20 protein-coding genes are annotated in these 15,514 nt (G+C 36.5%); 17 read left to right on the top strand and 3 right to left on the bottom strand.

Annotated features, from left to right (window positions below; translation table 11 throughout):
- Positions 1 to 17: 17 nt before the first annotated feature.
- From B5440_RS14680 to B5440_RS14645, 8 genes are all read left to right on the top strand, one after another.
- Positions 18 to 995, top strand: a complete 978-nt coding sequence (locus tag B5440_RS14680; RefSeq protein WP_070054696.1) for a stage II sporulation protein M — start codon at positions 18 to 20, stop codon at positions 993 to 995.
- Positions 976 to 1,833: a hypothetical protein gene (locus B5440_RS14675; RefSeq protein ID WP_070054697.1), complete on the top strand. Its 858-nt coding sequence runs from the start codon at positions 976 to 978 to the stop codon at positions 1,831 to 1,833. Before B5440_RS14680 ends, B5440_RS14675 begins: the two co-directional genes overlap by 20 nt.
- Positions 1,833 to 2,591: a DUF4129 domain-containing protein gene (locus B5440_RS14670; RefSeq protein WP_070054698.1), complete on the top strand. Its 759-nt coding sequence runs from the start codon at positions 1,833 to 1,835 to the stop codon at positions 2,589 to 2,591. The genes B5440_RS14675 and B5440_RS14670 overlap by 1 nt, the downstream gene beginning before the upstream one ends.
- Entirely contained in the window at positions 2,584 to 3,798 is a 1,215-nt protein-coding gene (locus tag B5440_RS14665; RefSeq protein WP_070054699.1) for a DUF4350 domain-containing protein, read from the top strand. Before B5440_RS14670 ends, B5440_RS14665 begins: the two co-directional genes overlap by 8 nt.
- Positions 3,779 to 4,780, top strand: coding sequence for an AAA family ATPase (locus tag B5440_RS14660; RefSeq protein ID WP_070054700.1), 1,002 nt, complete (start codon positions 3,779 to 3,781; stop codon positions 4,778 to 4,780). The genes B5440_RS14665 and B5440_RS14660 overlap by 20 nt, the downstream gene beginning before the upstream one ends.
- Positions 4,780 to 6,111: a DUF58 domain-containing protein gene (locus tag B5440_RS14655; RefSeq protein WP_070054701.1), complete on the top strand. Its 1,332-nt coding sequence runs from the start codon at positions 4,780 to 4,782 to the stop codon at positions 6,109 to 6,111. Before B5440_RS14660 ends, B5440_RS14655 begins: the two co-directional genes overlap by 1 nt.
- Positions 6,112 to 6,340: 229 nt before the next feature.
- Positions 6,341 to 6,757: a DUF2141 domain-containing protein gene (locus B5440_RS14650; RefSeq protein ID WP_070054702.1), complete on the top strand. Its 417-nt coding sequence runs from the start codon at positions 6,341 to 6,343 to the stop codon at positions 6,755 to 6,757.
- A 104-nt stretch (positions 6,758 to 6,861) separates the two neighbouring features.
- A complete protein-coding gene (locus tag B5440_RS14645) occupies positions 6,862 to 7,818 on the top strand; it encodes a LysR family transcriptional regulator (RefSeq protein WP_070054703.1) in 957 nt (318 codons plus the stop codon).
- A 79-nt stretch (positions 7,819 to 7,897) separates the two neighbouring features.
- Here B5440_RS14645 and B5440_RS14640 read toward each other — a convergent pair whose 3' ends face one another.
- The 3 genes from B5440_RS14640 to B5440_RS14630 form a co-directional block, all read right to left on the bottom strand.
- The gene (locus B5440_RS14640; protein WP_057480802.1) at positions 7,898 to 8,095 is read right to left on the bottom strand and encodes a hypothetical protein; all 198 of its coding nucleotides are present in this window, start codon (positions 8,093 to 8,095) and stop codon (positions 7,898 to 7,900) included.
- A 135-nt stretch (positions 8,096 to 8,230) separates the two neighbouring features.
- Entirely contained in the window at positions 8,231 to 9,031 is an 801-nt protein-coding gene (locus tag B5440_RS14635) for a TIGR00266 family protein (RefSeq protein ID WP_070054704.1), read from the bottom strand.
- Position 9,032: 1 nt separating this feature from the next.
- A complete protein-coding gene (locus B5440_RS14630) occupies positions 9,033 to 9,485 on the bottom strand; it encodes a DUF4442 domain-containing protein (protein WP_070054705.1) in 453 nt (150 codons plus the stop codon).
- A 145-nt stretch (positions 9,486 to 9,630) separates the two neighbouring features.
- On the opposite strand from B5440_RS14630, the gene B5440_RS14625 reads away from it, so the two are divergent.
- The 9 genes from B5440_RS14625 to B5440_RS14590 form a co-directional block, all read left to right on the top strand.
- On the top strand, positions 9,631 to 10,170 hold the full coding sequence (locus B5440_RS14625) for a DUF4870 domain-containing protein (RefSeq protein ID WP_070054706.1): 540 nt from the start codon (positions 9,631 to 9,633) through the stop codon (positions 10,168 to 10,170).
- On the top strand, positions 10,167 to 10,511 hold the full coding sequence (locus B5440_RS14620; RefSeq protein WP_057480798.1) for a PadR family transcriptional regulator: 345 nt from the start codon (positions 10,167 to 10,169) through the stop codon (positions 10,509 to 10,511). Before B5440_RS14625 ends, B5440_RS14620 begins: the two co-directional genes overlap by 4 nt.
- The gene (locus tag B5440_RS14615) at positions 10,504 to 12,240 is read left to right on the top strand and encodes a PspC domain-containing protein (protein WP_070054707.1); all 1,737 of its coding nucleotides are present in this window, start codon (positions 10,504 to 10,506) and stop codon (positions 12,238 to 12,240) included. The genes B5440_RS14620 and B5440_RS14615 overlap by 8 nt, the downstream gene beginning before the upstream one ends.
- Positions 12,237 to 12,380 (top strand): hypothetical protein, encoded by a 144-nt coding sequence (locus B5440_RS15570; RefSeq protein ID WP_157823649.1) that lies wholly within the window; start codon positions 12,237 to 12,239, stop codon positions 12,378 to 12,380. Before B5440_RS14615 ends, B5440_RS15570 begins: the two co-directional genes overlap by 4 nt.
- 62 nt (positions 12,381 to 12,442) lie before the next feature.
- The gene (locus B5440_RS14610) at positions 12,443 to 13,261 is read left to right on the top strand and encodes a GIN domain-containing protein (RefSeq protein WP_070054708.1); all 819 of its coding nucleotides are present in this window, start codon (positions 12,443 to 12,445) and stop codon (positions 13,259 to 13,261) included.
- 45 nt (positions 13,262 to 13,306) lie between these two features.
- On the top strand, positions 13,307 to 13,543 hold the full coding sequence (locus tag B5440_RS14605) for a hypothetical protein (protein ID WP_070054709.1): 237 nt from the start codon (positions 13,307 to 13,309) through the stop codon (positions 13,541 to 13,543).
- A gap of 82 nt (positions 13,544 to 13,625) precedes the next feature.
- The gene (locus B5440_RS14600; RefSeq protein WP_070054710.1) at positions 13,626 to 14,243 is read left to right on the top strand and encodes an alpha/beta hydrolase; all 618 of its coding nucleotides are present in this window, start codon (positions 13,626 to 13,628) and stop codon (positions 14,241 to 14,243) included.
- A gap of 15 nt (positions 14,244 to 14,258) precedes the next feature.
- On the top strand, positions 14,259 to 15,113 hold the full coding sequence (locus B5440_RS14595) for a pirin family protein (RefSeq protein ID WP_070054711.1): 855 nt from the start codon (positions 14,259 to 14,261) through the stop codon (positions 15,111 to 15,113).
- Positions 15,114 to 15,239: 126 nt separating this feature from the next.
- Positions 15,240 to 15,514 (top strand): transposase (locus B5440_RS14590; RefSeq protein ID WP_079711169.1); only part of this gene is annotated, 275 nt, incomplete at its 3' end.

Raw genomic sequence — 15,514 nt, 5'->3', positions numbered from 1 at the left:
GTCATAATAGAAAAACCATGCGAGAGGCGGCTTTTGTGAAGCAAAATAAGGATAAATGGCTGAAGTTTGAAAGCCTGCTTCAAAATAAAAATAATCTGCGGCCAGAGCAGCTTTCCAATATTTATATTGAAGTTAGCGACCATTTAAGCTACTCCAAAACCTTTTATCCAAAAAGCAACACTACTACTTACTTAAATCAATTAGCTGCTTCTGCACATCAAAAAGTTTATAAAAATAAAAAGGAATCCCGAAACCGGTTTATTACGTTTTTTACCAAGGAATTTCCTTTATTCTTCTATAATTTTCAGAAACAATTACTGCTTAGCTTTTTAATTTTCGCTCTTTTTTCTGCAGCAGGAGCTTTTTCAGCGGCTTCAGATCACACTTTTGTGAGAAGTATTTTAGGCGATGCTTATGTGAATATGACTTTACAGAATATTGCTGAAGGCGATCCCATGGCGGTTTATAAAAAGATGTCTGAGACAGATATGTTCCTGGGAATTACCATAAATAACATTCGGGTTTCTTTAATGGCTTTTAGCATGGGAATTCTGGCAGGAATAGGTACAGTGTTTATCTTAATGCAAAATGCGGTTATGCTGGGATCCTTTCAATATTTCTTTTACGACCAGGGATTACTATGGGAATCTGCCAGGACCATCTGGATTCACGGGACTCTTGAAATTTCAGTAATAATAATTGCGGGTTGCGCAGGTCTCGTAGTGGGAAAAAGCATACTATTTCCGGGAACTTACACCCGCCTGGTTTCTTTTACCAAAGGTGTTAAAAACGGACTTAAGATTGTGATTAGCACTATTCCATTTTTTATAATTGCCGGATTCCTGGAAGGTTTTGTCACAAGGCAAACTCAAATGCCAGATTGGTTAGCAATTTTAATCATTGGCAGTTCTTTAGCGCTTATTTTATTCTACTATATTTTTTATCCCCATATTTTACATAAAAAACATCACATTAATGAAGCAGGATTACATTGATTTCAAGCAACAGCGAGAGATTGGAGATATTATTAGCTATACCTTCAAATTTATACGCGAAAATTATAAGGCCTATTTTAAAAGCATTGCTAAAATTGCCTGGCCAGCTTATTTGCTTTTAATCGCAGCCGTAACTTATTATTCATACTCTACCGTAGGAAACTCGCTTATGTTCAATCAGGATGGCGGTTTCTTTATAAGTTTTGGTTTATTAATGCTTGGCCTGCTTTTATATTTCGCGGTGATGAATGTGACGGCCTTTCAGTTCGTTAAATCGTATGTAAATAACCACGGGGAGACAAACCACCACGAAATTAGACAGGGCGTAAAAAAAGACCTGGGTAAAATGTTTGGTCTTGGTGCGATTACCTGGATCTTAATTTTCGCAGGACTGATAATCTTTATTATTCCCGGAATATATTTAAGTGTTCCGCTAAGTATTGCAGCCGCGGTTCTTGTATTTAAAAACGAAAGTATTGGCGGCAGTATTTCTGAAGGTTTTCACCTGGTAAAAAACAACTGGTGGATGAGTTTTATAAGTCTTTTTCTTATTTGGCTTATTGTATATGTTATCAGCTTTATTTTTCAGATCCCGGTGCTTATTTACACCTTCGTAAAAATGTTTACGATGATGGAAGAAAATTCTGCTTCAGCTGCAAACGTAGCCGATATGTTCGATTGGGTTTACCTTAGCTTAACCATTATAGCTTCGGCAATCCAGTATATACTTTACGCCATTACGCCAATTGGGGTGGCATTCATTTATTATAATTTAAACGAAGAAAAATATTTCACAGGCGCCTACGAAAGCATTGAAAATCTGGGCAAAAACGAATAATGATCAAATTCCTGCTTTTTTTCAATTTGTTATTCTTCGGAAATTTTATTCCGCAGGAGCCAATAGTTGCTGATTCTACTGAAATAGCTCAGAACGCTATTGATGAAAAACTGGAAAAAGCTGATTTTGACACTGATAAAATTGAAAATTATAAATCTGATAAAGCTTTTGATTATTTAGATAAAATTGAAGAGGATTCCTGGTGGACCCGTTTAAAACGTTGGATTAACTTAAAATGGAATGCTTTTCTCCAATGGCTTTTTGGCGATTATCAAACTAACGCATTCTGGAGTGCTGTTCTCCAGGCTTTACCATACGTTTTACTTGTTTTGGTCTTGGGAGTCATCACCTGGCTTTTTATTCGTTTAAACCCTGGAAATGCGGTGATGGCAGAACCTATTACCGGGAAAGTAAACCTTCAAAAAGAAGAAGAACTTGTAAAAAGGGCTGATATTTCTTCTTTGATCAATCAAGCCATAAGCGAAGAGAATTACCGTTTAGCGGTTCGTTTTTTGTATTTAAAAAGCCTTCGTTTGCTGGATCAAAAAGAATACATTTCCTATAGATTTCAAAAAACTAACGAAGACTACATCAATGAAATAAAGGAAACTGGAATAAAAGAGCAGTTCACAAAAATCACCCGACTTTACGATTTTATCTGGTATGGAGATTTTCAACTTTCTAAAGAACGTTTTGAGAAAGTTGACAGGGAATTTACAGAAATGGAAAACAGTTTAAAACCTGGAAATAATGGGTAAAACAGCAAAGCTATTTTTCGGTTTTTTCCTGCTCCTGGTTGTTTTTCTAACTTACCTGGAGGCTACAGAACCTGAACCCGTAAACTGGACACCAAGTTATATGAGCGATGATAAAATACCGCTTGGAAGTCTGGTTTTTTACGAAAGCTGGGAGAATACCAATAAATGGGAAATGGAAGAAATTAGCATTCCTCCATTTGAAAAACTTGCAGATAGCCTGGGAAATGGCACTTATTTTTTCCTGAATAATTCGGTAGCATTTGATCAAGATGAATTAGATAGACTTTTAGATTGGGTAAATAAGGGCAACGAACTTTTTATTTCTGCCAGGGGAATTAGCCCGGCCTTAATGGACACACTTCACCTGGAAACTAAAGTGTTTATCCCAAAAAACGATCTGAGTTCAAAACCCGAACTGAATTTTAAAAATTCGTCTTTAAAACGTGAAACCGGTTTTAAATTTAAAAATGAATTTCCCCCGCTTTTCTTTCAGCAAAAAGATAGTGCTGCTATTCAGGTTCTGGGACAAATAAATATTCAGGGAGATGATAAAAACAAACAGCCTAATTTTATAAGTTCTGACTTTGGTGAAGGAAAAATCTACCTGCATACCACCCCTGAAGCTTTTGGAAATTACTTCCTCTTAACCCAACAAAATCACGAATATGCGGAAAAAATTCTGGCTTATATAAATAATGAAAAACCGGTATTTCTAGACAATTATTATAAGGCAGGGAAAAGCTTTTACTCTTCACCACTCTATATTCTTCTTAGCGACAACCGCCTTAAATGGGCTTATTATTTCTTACTGGTAGGCAGTGTTTTGTTCATTATTTTTGAAGGAAAAAGAAAACAACGGGCAATTCCGGTTGTAAATCCTTTAAAGAACCAGAGTTATGAATACGCTAAAACCGTTGGCGATCTCTATTTAGAAGAAAAAGAATATCCAGAATTGATTTCGAAAAAGATCAATTTATTTTTAGAGTACATAAGGATGAACTATAAAATTTCAACCAAAAATATAGACGAAGAATTCTATACTTTACTGGCGGCAAAATCTGGAAACAGTATAGCTTTAGGAAAGAAACTTTTTGAAAAAATGGAAAGATACTCTAACCACGAAAATGCCGGCAAAAGTGAATTTTTTGAACTTGCTGAAGCAATAAATAATTTTAAATCACATTCCAATGGAAAATCAGGAAAATAAAGAAACCGAATCGCTAAATTTTGATAGTCGTATTCCTTTAGACGATCTCAAAAAAGCTGTTTCAAGTTTAAAAAACCAGCTGGCCAAAGTTATTGTTGGACAAAATGATTTTGTAGAATTATTAATAGCCGGCCTGCTTTCTAACGGTCACGTTTTAATTGAAGGTGTTCCCGGGGTTGCGAAAACCCTAACAGCCAAGCTATTCGCCAAAAGCCTGGATACTAATTTTAGCCGAATTCAATTTACGCCAGATTTAATGCCTAGTGATGTTTTGGGAACTTCGGTATTAAATGCACAAAAAGGCGAATTTGAGTTTAAACCTGGTCCCATCTTTTCTAATATCATTTTAATTGATGAGATTAATCGTGCCCCGGCAAAAACCCAGGCTGCACTATTTGAGGTGATGGAAGAACGCCAAATAACTATAGATGGTGTACAGCATGATTTGGAAGCACCATTTATGGTTTTGGCCACACAAAATCCTATAGAGCAGGAAGGAACTTACGCTTTACCAGAAGCTCAGTTAGACCGATTTTTATTTAAAATTGAAGTAGATTATCCAGGTCTTGAAGACGAAATAAATATTCTAAAAACCCATCACGAACGCAAGGGTTCGCTGCCTATTTCCCAAATTGAAGCTGTTTTGAATCCTAAGAATCTAAACGAGCTAAAAAACCAGATACAGGAAATAATCGTTAAAGAAAAACTGATGCACTACATTGCCAGTATTGTTGGGAAGACCCGTAATCACTCGCACATTTATCTTGGCGCTTCTCCCCGGGCTTCTATCGCGGTGATGAATGCTTCAAAAGCTTTTGCAGCAATTAACGGAAGGGATTTTGTAATTCCGGAAGACATTAAAAAAGTGCTAAATCCTGTCTTAGCTCATAGACTTATTATTAGTCCTGATAGAGAAATGGAAGGGATTACCGCCAAAGAAGTGATAGAAATGATTTCCCAATCTGTAGAAATTCCACGTTAGTGCTCAACTTCTTTAAATCCTTATATCTAAATCAACGTTTTTTTTATGCGATTTTCGGCATCGCACTACTCTTCTTGTTTTCTTATTTCTTTGATTTCTTATATGGATTCACCTGGGTTTTAAGTCTGCTTCTGCTGCTATTCTTTCTTGCCGATTTGGTAAGCCTGTATAAAAAGAACCGAATTAATGCCGAAAGAATTCTTCCACAGAAATTCTCGAATTCAGATGAAAATGATGTAGAAGTTAGCCTGGCAAACAATTACGGTTTTTCGATTTATGTAGAAATTATAGATGAAATTCCGATGCAATTTCAGAAACGAGATTTTTTTAAACGTCTAAAAATCGCGGCTGGCGCTACGGAAAAATTCAGTTATTCTTTACGACCGGTAGAACGTGGCGAATATTTCTTCGGGAAACTTAATATTTACACCTACACAAAAATAGGACTTGCAAAACGCAGAAGTATTTTTGGAGCACAACAAATGCTTAAAGTCTACCCTTCATTTATCCAGATGAAAAAACTGGATTTCCTGGCTATAGATAATCGCTTATCTCAAGCTGGTTTAAAGAAAATTAGAAGGATTGGGCACACCATGGAATTTGAGCAAATTAAAGAATATGTGCCGGGAGACGATATAAGGACTATAAACTGGAAAGCCACCGCCAAACATGGCGATCTTATGGTTAACCAGTTTCAGGATGAAAAGGCCCAACCTATCTATTCTATAATAGATACCGGGCGGGTAATGAAAATGCCTTTTAATGGCTTAAGTTTGCTGGATTATGCAATTAACAGCAGCCTCGCTTTTTCTAATATTGCCCTTAAGAAAAAGGATAAAGTAGGATTAATTTCGTTTTCAGCTAAAATTGAAAGTATACTTAAGGCAAACGCAAAATTAAGCCAGTTGCAGCAAATTATGGAACGCTTGTATAATATCAATACGCAGTTCCCCGATTCAGATTTTAATATGCTCTACAGCAACTTGCGTAAAAGGATCACCCAGCGTAGTTTGCTGATGTTATATACCAATTTTGAGCATATTTCGGCACTAAAAAGACAGCTTCCCTATTTGCAGGCCATCAATAAAAAGCATGTGCTGGTGGTGATATTTTTTGAAAATACAGAGCTGGATAAAATTATAGCCAGTAAGCCTGATAATACTACTGATATGGCTCACCAGGTAATTGCTGAAAGTTTTACGCACGATAAAAAACTAATGGCGGCAGAGCTACGGAAACACGGGATTAATACCTTGCTCACCAAACCCGAAGATCTAAGTATTAACACGATTAATAAATATCTAGAAATTAAAGCGCGGGGAATACTTTAATACGTAAGTCTAAACATCCCCTGGAAGTGATTACGAGAAGAAATCTTAATGCTTAACCAACTCAAGATGGCAGACATTTTTTAGTCTTTTTTCTTTACTCTTTTCTCTCTTTTCTTTTGAAGAATTTTACGGTTCATCATTCAAAAATTACAACTCAGTTATAATTATTAATAAGACAGCATAAATACATTTAGTTTTGAAGATATAAATCAATAAAAACTAAGTCATTATGAAAACCATTGCCATTTTATTCAGTCTATTCCTTTGTCAAATTGCCTTCGCGCAAACAGAAACCGGAAACATTACAGTGAGTGTAGAAAATCTTACTTCGGAAGAAGGAAAGGTTTATTTCGCACTTTTCAATGAGGATAATTTTCTTAAAAAAGCACCTTTCCAGAGAGAGGTAAGTGAGATTAAAGAAGGAATCGCGCAAATAACTTTTTCTGAAGTTCCTTCCGGAACCTATGCCGTAACCGCTTATCATGATAAAAATGGAAATCAGCAGATGGATTTTGAAAGTAATGGAATTCCGAACGAAAATTACGGAGTTTCCAATAATCAAATGAATTTATACGGGCCACCACTTTGGGAAGATGCCAAATTTGAATTTGACGGATCTGAGAAAAATTTGAAGCTCCAGTTTTAGAGAAAACTTCGGGAAATATCAGTTTACATAGACAAAATCATATTTATTCTGATTTAGAATAGAAAAAACCAATACATTTGCAGTAACAATAAGGCTTCAATTTTATGACGATTACACAACTGCATTATGTATTGGCTGTTGCCGAGCATAAAAATTTTACTAAAGCAGCGCAAAAGGTTTTTGTAACCCAGCCTACGCTAAGTATGCAAATTCAAAAACTGGAAGAAGAACTGGATGTACAGATATTTGATAGGACCAAAAAACCTATTCAACTAACCGAAACGGGGCAAAAGATTGTACAACAGGCAAGAAATATTGTTAATGAAAGTGACCGAATCAAAGATATTGTAGATCAGCAAAAAGGCTTTGTAGGTGGAATTTTTAAACTGGGCGTAATACCCACGATAATGCCCACTTTACTACCTATGTTCATCAATAATTTTATCAAAAAATATCCAAAAGTTAAACTCAAAATAGAGGAGTTAAATACAGAAGCTATAATTGAGCGTTTAAGAGAAGGACATTTAGATGCCGCAATTGCCGCTACTCCATTGGAATTGCCGGGAATTAAAGAAAATGTGCTTTATTACGAACCCTTTGTAGGTTATATCCCAAATGCTCACAGGCTGCATAATAAAGAGAAAATTGAAGTGAACGATCTTGATATAGACGACATGCTACTTCTAGAAGATGGGCACTGTTTTAAAGACGGAATCATTAATTTATGTAAGTCTTCCCGAAATTACGATGAAGACCATTTTCAACTGGAGAGCGGAAGTTTTGAAACTTTAATAAAACTGGCCAATGAAGGGCTTGGAATGACGCTTCTGCCCTATTTACACACCCTGGATTTAAAAGAAGGCGAAAAGAAAAACTTGAGAATGTTTAAAGATCCTGTTCCGGCCAGAGAAGTGAGTCTTATCTATAACCGAAGTGAATTAAAAATGCAGATCATTGAAGCTATAAGAAGTACAATTGCAGGTGTTGTAAAAGGTGCTATCGCTTTTCATAATGTGAATATTATTAGTCCTTTAAGTAAGAAGAATGAGTTTCAGGAATAAGAAACAAAATATACACTTTAGCATTTACACCAAAGTAAAGTTTAGTATAATAAAAAAGCGGCTCGAAAAGCCGCTTTTTTTATGTATTTAAAAGAATTAGACATTGATTAAGCTCTGGATTTTTATTGGTTAAAGCCATAATCCAAATGCGTAGTTCCTCAATTTCATGAGGTAAAAGTCGTTGCAGTGCTTTTTTCACTTCCCTGCAAAAAAGGGTTGGATCAAAACTGACTTTGTCAAGAACAGTTTTGGTGTATTCAAACATCGCTCGCGCCATAATTTGAAAGATTTAGATTAGAGTTAGGTTAATTAAAAAAGAGTAGAAATCTTATAATAGGCTGTAGCTTTTAGAATCACCTAAATATAATAAAAATATCTCAATTCCTTTTATTTTCACAAGTGTTTAATCATACTAAAATCTACGATCCCCACTTATAACATCTCCTAAACCTCCAAGAATACTGCCTTCACCTTTATCTTTACCTCCACCTTGAGGCGCAGCCTGCCAAATTCTGTTAGCCAAACGGCTAAAAGGTAGGGATTGTACGTAGACGGTTCCCGGACCTGTAAGCGTAGCGAAAAAGAGTCCTTCTCCACCAAAAATGGTATTTTTAATACCCCCTACAAATTCAATATCATAGTTTATATCCTGGGTAAACCCAATAATACAACCGGTATCAATTTTTAGCTTTTCACCGGGAGATAATTCTTTTCTCGCCATAGTGCCACCTGCATGAACAAAAGCCATCCCATCGCCTTCCAGTTTTTGCATAATGAAGCCTTCACCACCAAAAAATCCTCTACCGAGTTTCTTACTAAATTCAATTCCAACAGCAACACCTTTCGCTGCGCATAAGAATGCATCTTTCTGGCAGATAAACTTATTACCATAACGAGTTAGATCTATTGGAATAATTTTACCAGGATATGGGGAAGCAAAACTAATACGCTTTTTCCCCTGGATTTCGTTACTAAAAATGGTCATAAAAAGACTTTCGCCGGTAAGTAAGCGTTTTCCGGCGCCTAAAACTCTACCCAGAAAACCTTCATTTTCTTTAGATCCATCGCCAAAAATGGTATCCATTCTAATCCCGTCATCCATCATCATAAAATTGCCGGCTTCAGCAATTACGGCTTCCTGCGGGTCTAGTTCCAGTTCTACATACTGCATCTCTTCCCCAAAGATCTGGTAGTCTATTTCGTGTGCATTCATATTATTTTGCTTTAATGGTCCATTCAAATTCAAATATGGCAACCTGTTGCCCGGTGTCGTTAATACCGGTAGATTTCATCCAGAAGGTTTGCCCTTCTCCCGTAGTTAAAGTCTTTTCAATGGCTTCATCAATTAAATGACCGTCATAACAATAAAAACTTATTTTGCCTGTAGCTTTTTTGGTAAACTGGGCACGGTTTTGAGCTACCAACATAGAAATCTTAGTATTAGATTTCTGAACTTTCCCCATCACCAACGCGCCTGTACTTAATTCTGCAGCCATTGCCTGTACAGCAAAATACATGCTTTTAAATGGGTTCTGGTTTATCCACTTATGTTTTACAGTTACCTTACAAGTATTTTCCTCAATCTCACCTACCCTAACCCCGCAAAGCCAGGCACTGGGCAGTTTCAGCATTAAAAATTTATTGAGTTTACCTTTATTTAATGTCATTATGAAGTATTTAATTTTAATAAATGTATTCAAATTAATCAATATCTGTTGACCTTATAAATCATAAATTTATGTTAAGTTTTAGTACTATGCTTTGCAAAATACCTTCTTTTAACCATATATTTGTATTATAAATTATTAGGTTATGAACTCAAATATAGCAAAAGAAGAAAAAACACTGGCCACGATCTTACATTTATCGGTCTTTTCAAAGTTTATTATACCATTTGGGAATTTTATTTTCCCGCTAATATTATGGTTAACAAAAAAAGAAAAGCCTTTTATAGACGATCACGGCAGGAAAGCGATCAATTTTCAAATTAGTCTTTTTCTCTATACCATTTTCCTATTAGCAGTAGGATTAGCCATTGTACTTTTTCAGGCAATTAGGTTAGGCGGCGAAGTACCCTTTGTTATTGGTCCAGACCAATTTTATATAGACGAAATGGGACAGGCAATTTCTATAGTTATCACCATTAGTGTATTTGCTATCCTGCTTTCAGCACTATTTATTTTAGAAATATTTGCGGTGATAAGCGCAAGTGTAAAAGCCAGCAATGGAGAAAATTATTCTTTTCCTTTAAGCATCAATTTTATAGGAAGAGATTCAGATAATCATCAATTTACTAACCATCAACAATCAAAAAATGAACAGTTTAAAAACCCTAAAAATCAAACGTTATGAAGATAGAGAACACCAAGGCTCAAATGCGTAAAGGTGTACTGGAATACTGCATACTTTCGGTATTAAAAGACGAAGATGCGTATGTAGCTGAAATTCTAGACACTCTTAAAGACGCCAAACTACTGGTGGTTGAAGGCACAATTTATCCTCTATTAACCAGGCTAAAAAATGCAGGATTGCTCAGTTATCGCTGGGAAGAATCCAGCAGCGGACCACCAAGAAAGTATTATGGCCTTACCGATACCGGAAAACTCTTTCTAAAGGAGCTTACCGGCACCTGGAACGAACTGCAAACCGCTGTTAACATTGTAACCACTCAAAAAAACAAGAATCATGAATAAGACAGTAAATATAAATCTTGCCGGTATATTCTTTCACATTGACGAAGATGCATATGCCAAACTGCAGCATTATCTGGATGCCATAAAACGTTCTTTTACCAATACTCAGGGAAAAGAAGAAATTATAGCTGATATTGAAGCACGTATTGCTGAACTGTTCAATGAGAAGAAAAAAGAAGACCGTCAGGTTATCGGCATTAAAGAAGTAGAAGAAGTAATCGCCATTATGGGGCAACCCGAAGATTATATGGTAGATGAAGAGATCTTTGAAGACGAACCGGTTTATACAAAAACCACAAAATCTTCAGGAAAACAGTTATTTAGAGATACCGAACATTCTTATGTTGGTGGTGTTTCTTCAGGACTGGGACATTATTTAAGCATAGATTTTATCTGGGTACGTTTACTTTGGATATTACTTACCATCTTTTCCAGTGGTGCGTTTATTCTTATTTACATTGCCCTTTGGATCTTTGTGCCAGAAGCCAAAACCACTGCCGATAAATTGGCTATGCGTGGTGAAGAGGTAACCATTAGTAATATTGAAAAAAAAATCCGGGAGGGTTTTGACAATGTTACCGGAAAAGTAAAAGATGTAGATTACCAGAAATATGGTAACCAGGCCAGAAATGGCGCTAACTCTGCAGCTACCGCAATAGGAGATATTATTACATTCATCTTAAAGGTATTTGTTAAACTAATAGGTATTGTTTTAATAATTCTAGCGGGATCTGTATTAATCAGTCTATTTGTTGGCTTATTTACCGTTGGAACTTTTGGAATTATAGATGCTCCCTGGAGTAGTTATGTAGAAATGGCCGTTAGTGGAGCACCGCTCTGGTTGTTATGGCTTCTAGGATTTCTAATTGTAGGTATTCCGTTTTTCTTCCTGTTTGTTTTAGGTTTAAAAATCCTTGTAGGCAGATTAAAGTCTATAGGAACTCCTGCTAAATTGGTTCTACTCGGCCTTTGGATACTTGCTTTAGTTGGTGCCACCGTAATAGGAATTCAGCAAGCTACTCACAGGGCTTTTGATGGGGAACAGGTAATTTCTGAAACGCTTCCTATTTCAGCAAACGATACGCTTTACCTGGGAATGCAAAGCGACTCTAATTATTCATCGAGTATTTATAGAAGTACAGACTTCAAAATAAAGTATAATGATAATGACGAGAAAGTATTGTATAGCTCTGATGTTCGCTTAATTGTAAAAGCCTCCAAAGATTCCCTGGCAAAACTGGAAGTAGTAAAATCTGCCGAAGGTAAAGATTACAAAGAAGCAAAAGAACGCGCTCAGAATATTGATTACAATACCAGTTTCAGCGGAAATGAATTATTGCTAAACAGTTTTTTTACCTCACCAGCTGAATTTAAATATAGGGATCAAGAAGTGAAGGTAACTTTATATCTACCGGAAGGCACTACCCTTTTTGCAGATAACAATACCAGTACCTTTCATAGAAATACAGATTACTGGGGAGATATATTGATTTCAGGCGATGAAGAGAAGTTCTTAAAGATCGCAGAAAATGAAGCCATTTGCGAAGATTGCCCGGTTGAAGAATGGGAGTCTGATAATGAAGACGAATGGAATGAAGAGGGTGATTTTAATGCAAGGATAAACTCTGGTGAAGAAGAAGTGAATATTCAAATTAATAGTCGAGGGGTAACGGTAGATAAAAAACCGGTTGAGAATAACAGAGAGACCAATGAAAATGAGGAATTATGATACAGTTAATCTTGCAAATACTATTGGTGGTTTTCAATTTAGGAGAACCGGTAGTAGAAAACGAAAAGATAGTTAAAGATTATATAGAATGCCATAAAATCTTAACCAGGAAATGCAATGTAGCTTTCTACGAATGCTAAGCAAATCTTAAAAGCCTCCGTTTGGAGGCTTTTTTACTATATTTGTTTCAAACACAATTTTCATGAAAAAACTATTAGTACTATTTAGCGCTGTATTATTCTTTAGCTGCGGCGCCCAAAAAATAAAAGGAAGCGGAAATGTTACTACTGAAAAAAACCGATTACCAGACTTTCATAGCATTGAAATAGCCGGTGATTTTGAAGTAGAACTGAAGAAAGGCAGTACTGCAATGATGGAAGTTGAAGCCGATGATAACCTACATAGTATAATTAGAGGTGAGGTTATAGACCGCACTTTATACCTTAAGCCCAGTAAGGAAATAGGAAAAAGTAAATCTCAGGATATTATAATAACCTATCCAGAAAATCTTCAGAAAATAAATGTTTCGGGAAAAGTAGAATTAGAAGCCGAAGGAGAAATTTATTCGGAAGAGCTTAAGATTACCAGCAGGGAAGATGCCGAAGTCTACCTTACTATTACCGCTACCAAATTCGATCTTTTTAATGAAGGTGATTCTAAAATAGAATTGAATCTCACTGCAGAAGATGCTTATTTTCAGCTAAACGGCTCCAGTGATATTGAAGCCCTGGTAAACGCACCGAGGTTCAAAGTGGATACTTATGAAAAAGCCAAAGCTAAAATTGAAGGTGAAGTAGACGATTTACAATTGCGTGCCGAACATTCCACCAAATTTGATGGGAGAAGATTAACCGCAAAAACCGCCGTGGTTATTGCCGAAGGTAAATCTAAAAACGAGATAGAAGTATTAGATAAATTAACACTTACTGCCAAAAACCGAAGTGAGATTGAGCTATACGGTAGCCCCGAGATAGATTTGTTAGAGTTTTCAGAAAAAGCAGTACTGGCTAAAAAAGATTAAGTTTTTTAGTCTACATTTAATACTGCTAATATTAAACAAGTAACTATGAAAATTGCTCTAAAACCTATCTTATTACTACTGGCTTTAAGCCTAAGTTTTGTTTCCTGTAGAGAACAGGAAGAAGAAAAATCGGAAATTGAACAATTGGCCGAAGAAGAAGATGCCAAGGTTAAAGTAAAAGAAGATAAGATAAAGGTCAAGACCGATGACAAAAAGATCAAGATCAAAGAAGATGATGGCGAGATAAAGAAGAAAGTTAAGATCGATAACGATGATAACTAGTCAAATCTAAAAATTGTTTTAAAAGTCCCGTTTTTCGGGACTTTTTTATTGGGTTTTAGTATCTTAAATTAAAATTATTAAAATGCATAAAAAAGAGATATATACCGCCGGCAAAGAATTACGCGAAGCAGAAAAGGTTTTGATCTTAATTCACGGCCGTGGCGGCAGCGCAAGGGAGTTCCTTACTTTAGCCAACCGCTTGAACACCCCAGATTTTGCAATTTTAGCCCCACAGGCTACAGACTTTACCTGGTATCCCAATTCGTTTTTAGCTCCTGTTGCTCAAAATGAACCAGCCTATTCTTCAGCCTTAGAAATGCTGCTGGAATTGTTAGAGGATATAAAAGAAACAGGCATTGCCTCCGAGAACATTTATTTCGTAGGCTTTTCACAAGGCGCTTGTTTAACACTTGAATTTGTAACCCGAAACGCACAGAGATTTGGCGGAATAGCCGCATTTACCGGCGGACTTATTGGCGATAAAATTAATACTGAAAATTATTCGGGTGATTTTAACGGCACACCTATTTTTATTGGCACCGGAGATCCAGATCCTCACGTACCGGTAGAGCGTGTAGAAGCTTCTGCTGAAATTTTAAAGGAAATGAATGCAAATGTTGAAGTGAAAGTCTACAAAAACAGGCCGCACAGTATTTCAGAGAATGAGTTGAAACTCGCCAATCAATTTGTATTTAATTAAAATCCCCATTAATCAATGAGAAGCATAAAAAAGATTCACAATGCCGTAAGCTCTCCTATTGCAGATCTTATTACTTATCGTGCCTTACCTACAAATTCTATAGATCATATTGATCCGTTCTTATTCTTAAACCACCACGGTTACCAGGAATATTCAGAAAATAATAATGGACTGCCTTTTGGGCCACACCCACACCGTGGTTTCGAGACGGTAACTTTTATTTTGAAAGGTGACCTAACCCATAAAGATAGTAGTGGCTGGGAAAGCGTTATTAAAGCCGGAGGCGTTCAGTGGATGACTGCCGGAAAAGGACTTATTCACGCTGAAATTTCTTCAGATGAATTTAAAAGAAACGGCGGCGAACTGGAACTTCTTCAGCTTTGGGTAAACCTGCCCGCAAAGCATAAAATGACCGAACCTAATTATAAAGGTCTCCAGGAAGAAGATATTCCGCAGTTAAGTTTAGATAGCGGCAAAGTGAAATTAGCTGCAGTTTCCGGAAATTGGGAGGACAAAAAAAGCGCTTTTGAACCTTTAAATGATATTCAATTGGCCACGCTGTATTTTGCTGAAGGGGGTAAATATTCTGTAGAGATACCTTCAGAAAGGAATATTTTCTTTTACGTAGTTAAAGGAAATTTGAAGGTAAACGGCAAGGAAGCCAAAATACATAACCTGGTAGAGCTTGGTAATGATGGCAAAAAACTGGAAATTGAAGCTCTGGAAGAGAGTATTTTACTTTTAGGCCACGCAGTTCCTTTTAACGAACCCATTGTAGCCCAGGGACCTTTTGTAATGAACTCGCAACAAGAAATACAACAGGCTTTTCAGGATTATCAAAACGGGAAATTTGGAGATTGGAATGGTTAGTTTTTATTCAGGAATTTGAGTTTTCAGATAGTCCTCAGATATACGCATACCAAAAGCCTCTACTCGAGGGTGTAAAATAAACTCTGTCTGAATAGAATTATTTATTAATTTCAATCAGACAGAATTATGACAACAAAAGAACAACAGGAATTCGAGAAAAAGGTGCTTGACCAGTTTATGTCAGGCAAAAGCCTTTTTGGTGCAGACGGAGCCTTTGCACCGATGCTAAAGAACGTAATTGAGAAAGCCCTTCAGGCAGAAATGGACTCCCATCTGGATAGTGATGAGCGTGCCAAGGGGAATAAGCGTAATGGCAAAGGAAAGAAAAAGCTTAAAAGTGGCTTTGGTTCCTTTGATATTGAGACCCCTGAAGATCGTCAAAGCAGTTTTGAACCGGAATT

The sequence above is a fragment of the Salegentibacter salarius genome (assembly GCF_900168265.1).
Taxonomy (GTDB): Bacteria; Bacteroidota; Bacteroidia; order Flavobacteriales; family Flavobacteriaceae; genus Salegentibacter; species Salegentibacter salarius.
Note: the sequence above shows the minus strand (reverse complement) of the source record. Positions and strands in the feature narration are given on the sequence as shown.

What these genes read in the sequence shown, in the direction of transcription:
- B5440_RS14680 (WP_070054696.1), top strand. Translation starts at nt 18, where the DNA reads ATGCGAGAGGCGGCTTTTGTGAAGCAAAATAAGGATAAATGGCTGAAG.
- B5440_RS14675 (WP_070054697.1), top strand. Translation starts at nt 976, where the DNA reads ATGAAGCAGGATTACATTGATTTCAAGCAACAGCGAGAGATTGGAGAT.
- B5440_RS14670 (WP_070054698.1), top strand. Translation starts at nt 1,833, where the DNA reads ATGATCAAATTCCTGCTTTTTTTCAATTTGTTATTCTTCGGAAATTTT.
- B5440_RS14665 (WP_070054699.1), top strand. Translation starts at nt 2,584, where the DNA reads ATGGGTAAAACAGCAAAGCTATTTTTCGGTTTTTTCCTGCTCCTGGTT.
- B5440_RS14660 (WP_070054700.1), top strand. Translation starts at nt 3,779, where the DNA reads ATGGAAAATCAGGAAAATAAAGAAACCGAATCGCTAAATTTTGATAGT.
- B5440_RS14650 (WP_070054702.1), top strand. Translation starts at nt 6,341, where the DNA reads ATGAAAACCATTGCCATTTTATTCAGTCTATTCCTTTGTCAAATTGCC.
- B5440_RS14645 (WP_070054703.1), top strand. Translation starts at nt 6,862, where the DNA reads ATGACGATTACACAACTGCATTATGTATTGGCTGTTGCCGAGCATAAA.
- B5440_RS14640 (WP_057480802.1), bottom strand. Translation starts at nt 8,095, where the DNA reads ATGGCGCGAGCGATGTTTGAATACACCAAAACTGTTCTTGACAAAGTC.
- B5440_RS14635 (WP_070054704.1), bottom strand. Translation starts at nt 9,031, where the DNA reads ATGAATGCACACGAAATAGACTACCAGATCTTTGGGGAAGAGATGCAG.
- B5440_RS14630 (WP_070054705.1), bottom strand. Translation starts at nt 9,485, where the DNA reads ATGACATTAAATAAAGGTAAACTCAATAAATTTTTAATGCTGAAACTG.
- B5440_RS14625 (WP_070054706.1), top strand. Translation starts at nt 9,631, where the DNA reads ATGAACTCAAATATAGCAAAAGAAGAAAAAACACTGGCCACGATCTTA.
- B5440_RS14620 (WP_057480798.1), top strand. Translation starts at nt 10,167, where the DNA reads ATGAAGATAGAGAACACCAAGGCTCAAATGCGTAAAGGTGTACTGGAA.
- B5440_RS14615 (WP_070054707.1), top strand. Translation starts at nt 10,504, where the DNA reads ATGAATAAGACAGTAAATATAAATCTTGCCGGTATATTCTTTCACATT.
- B5440_RS15570 (WP_157823649.1), top strand. Translation starts at nt 12,237, where the DNA reads ATGATACAGTTAATCTTGCAAATACTATTGGTGGTTTTCAATTTAGGA.
- B5440_RS14610 (WP_070054708.1), top strand. Translation starts at nt 12,443, where the DNA reads ATGAAAAAACTATTAGTACTATTTAGCGCTGTATTATTCTTTAGCTGC.
- B5440_RS14605 (WP_070054709.1), top strand. Translation starts at nt 13,307, where the DNA reads ATGAAAATTGCTCTAAAACCTATCTTATTACTACTGGCTTTAAGCCTA.
- B5440_RS14600 (WP_070054710.1), top strand. Translation starts at nt 13,626, where the DNA reads ATGCATAAAAAAGAGATATATACCGCCGGCAAAGAATTACGCGAAGCA.
- B5440_RS14595 (WP_070054711.1), top strand. Translation starts at nt 14,259, where the DNA reads ATGAGAAGCATAAAAAAGATTCACAATGCCGTAAGCTCTCCTATTGCA.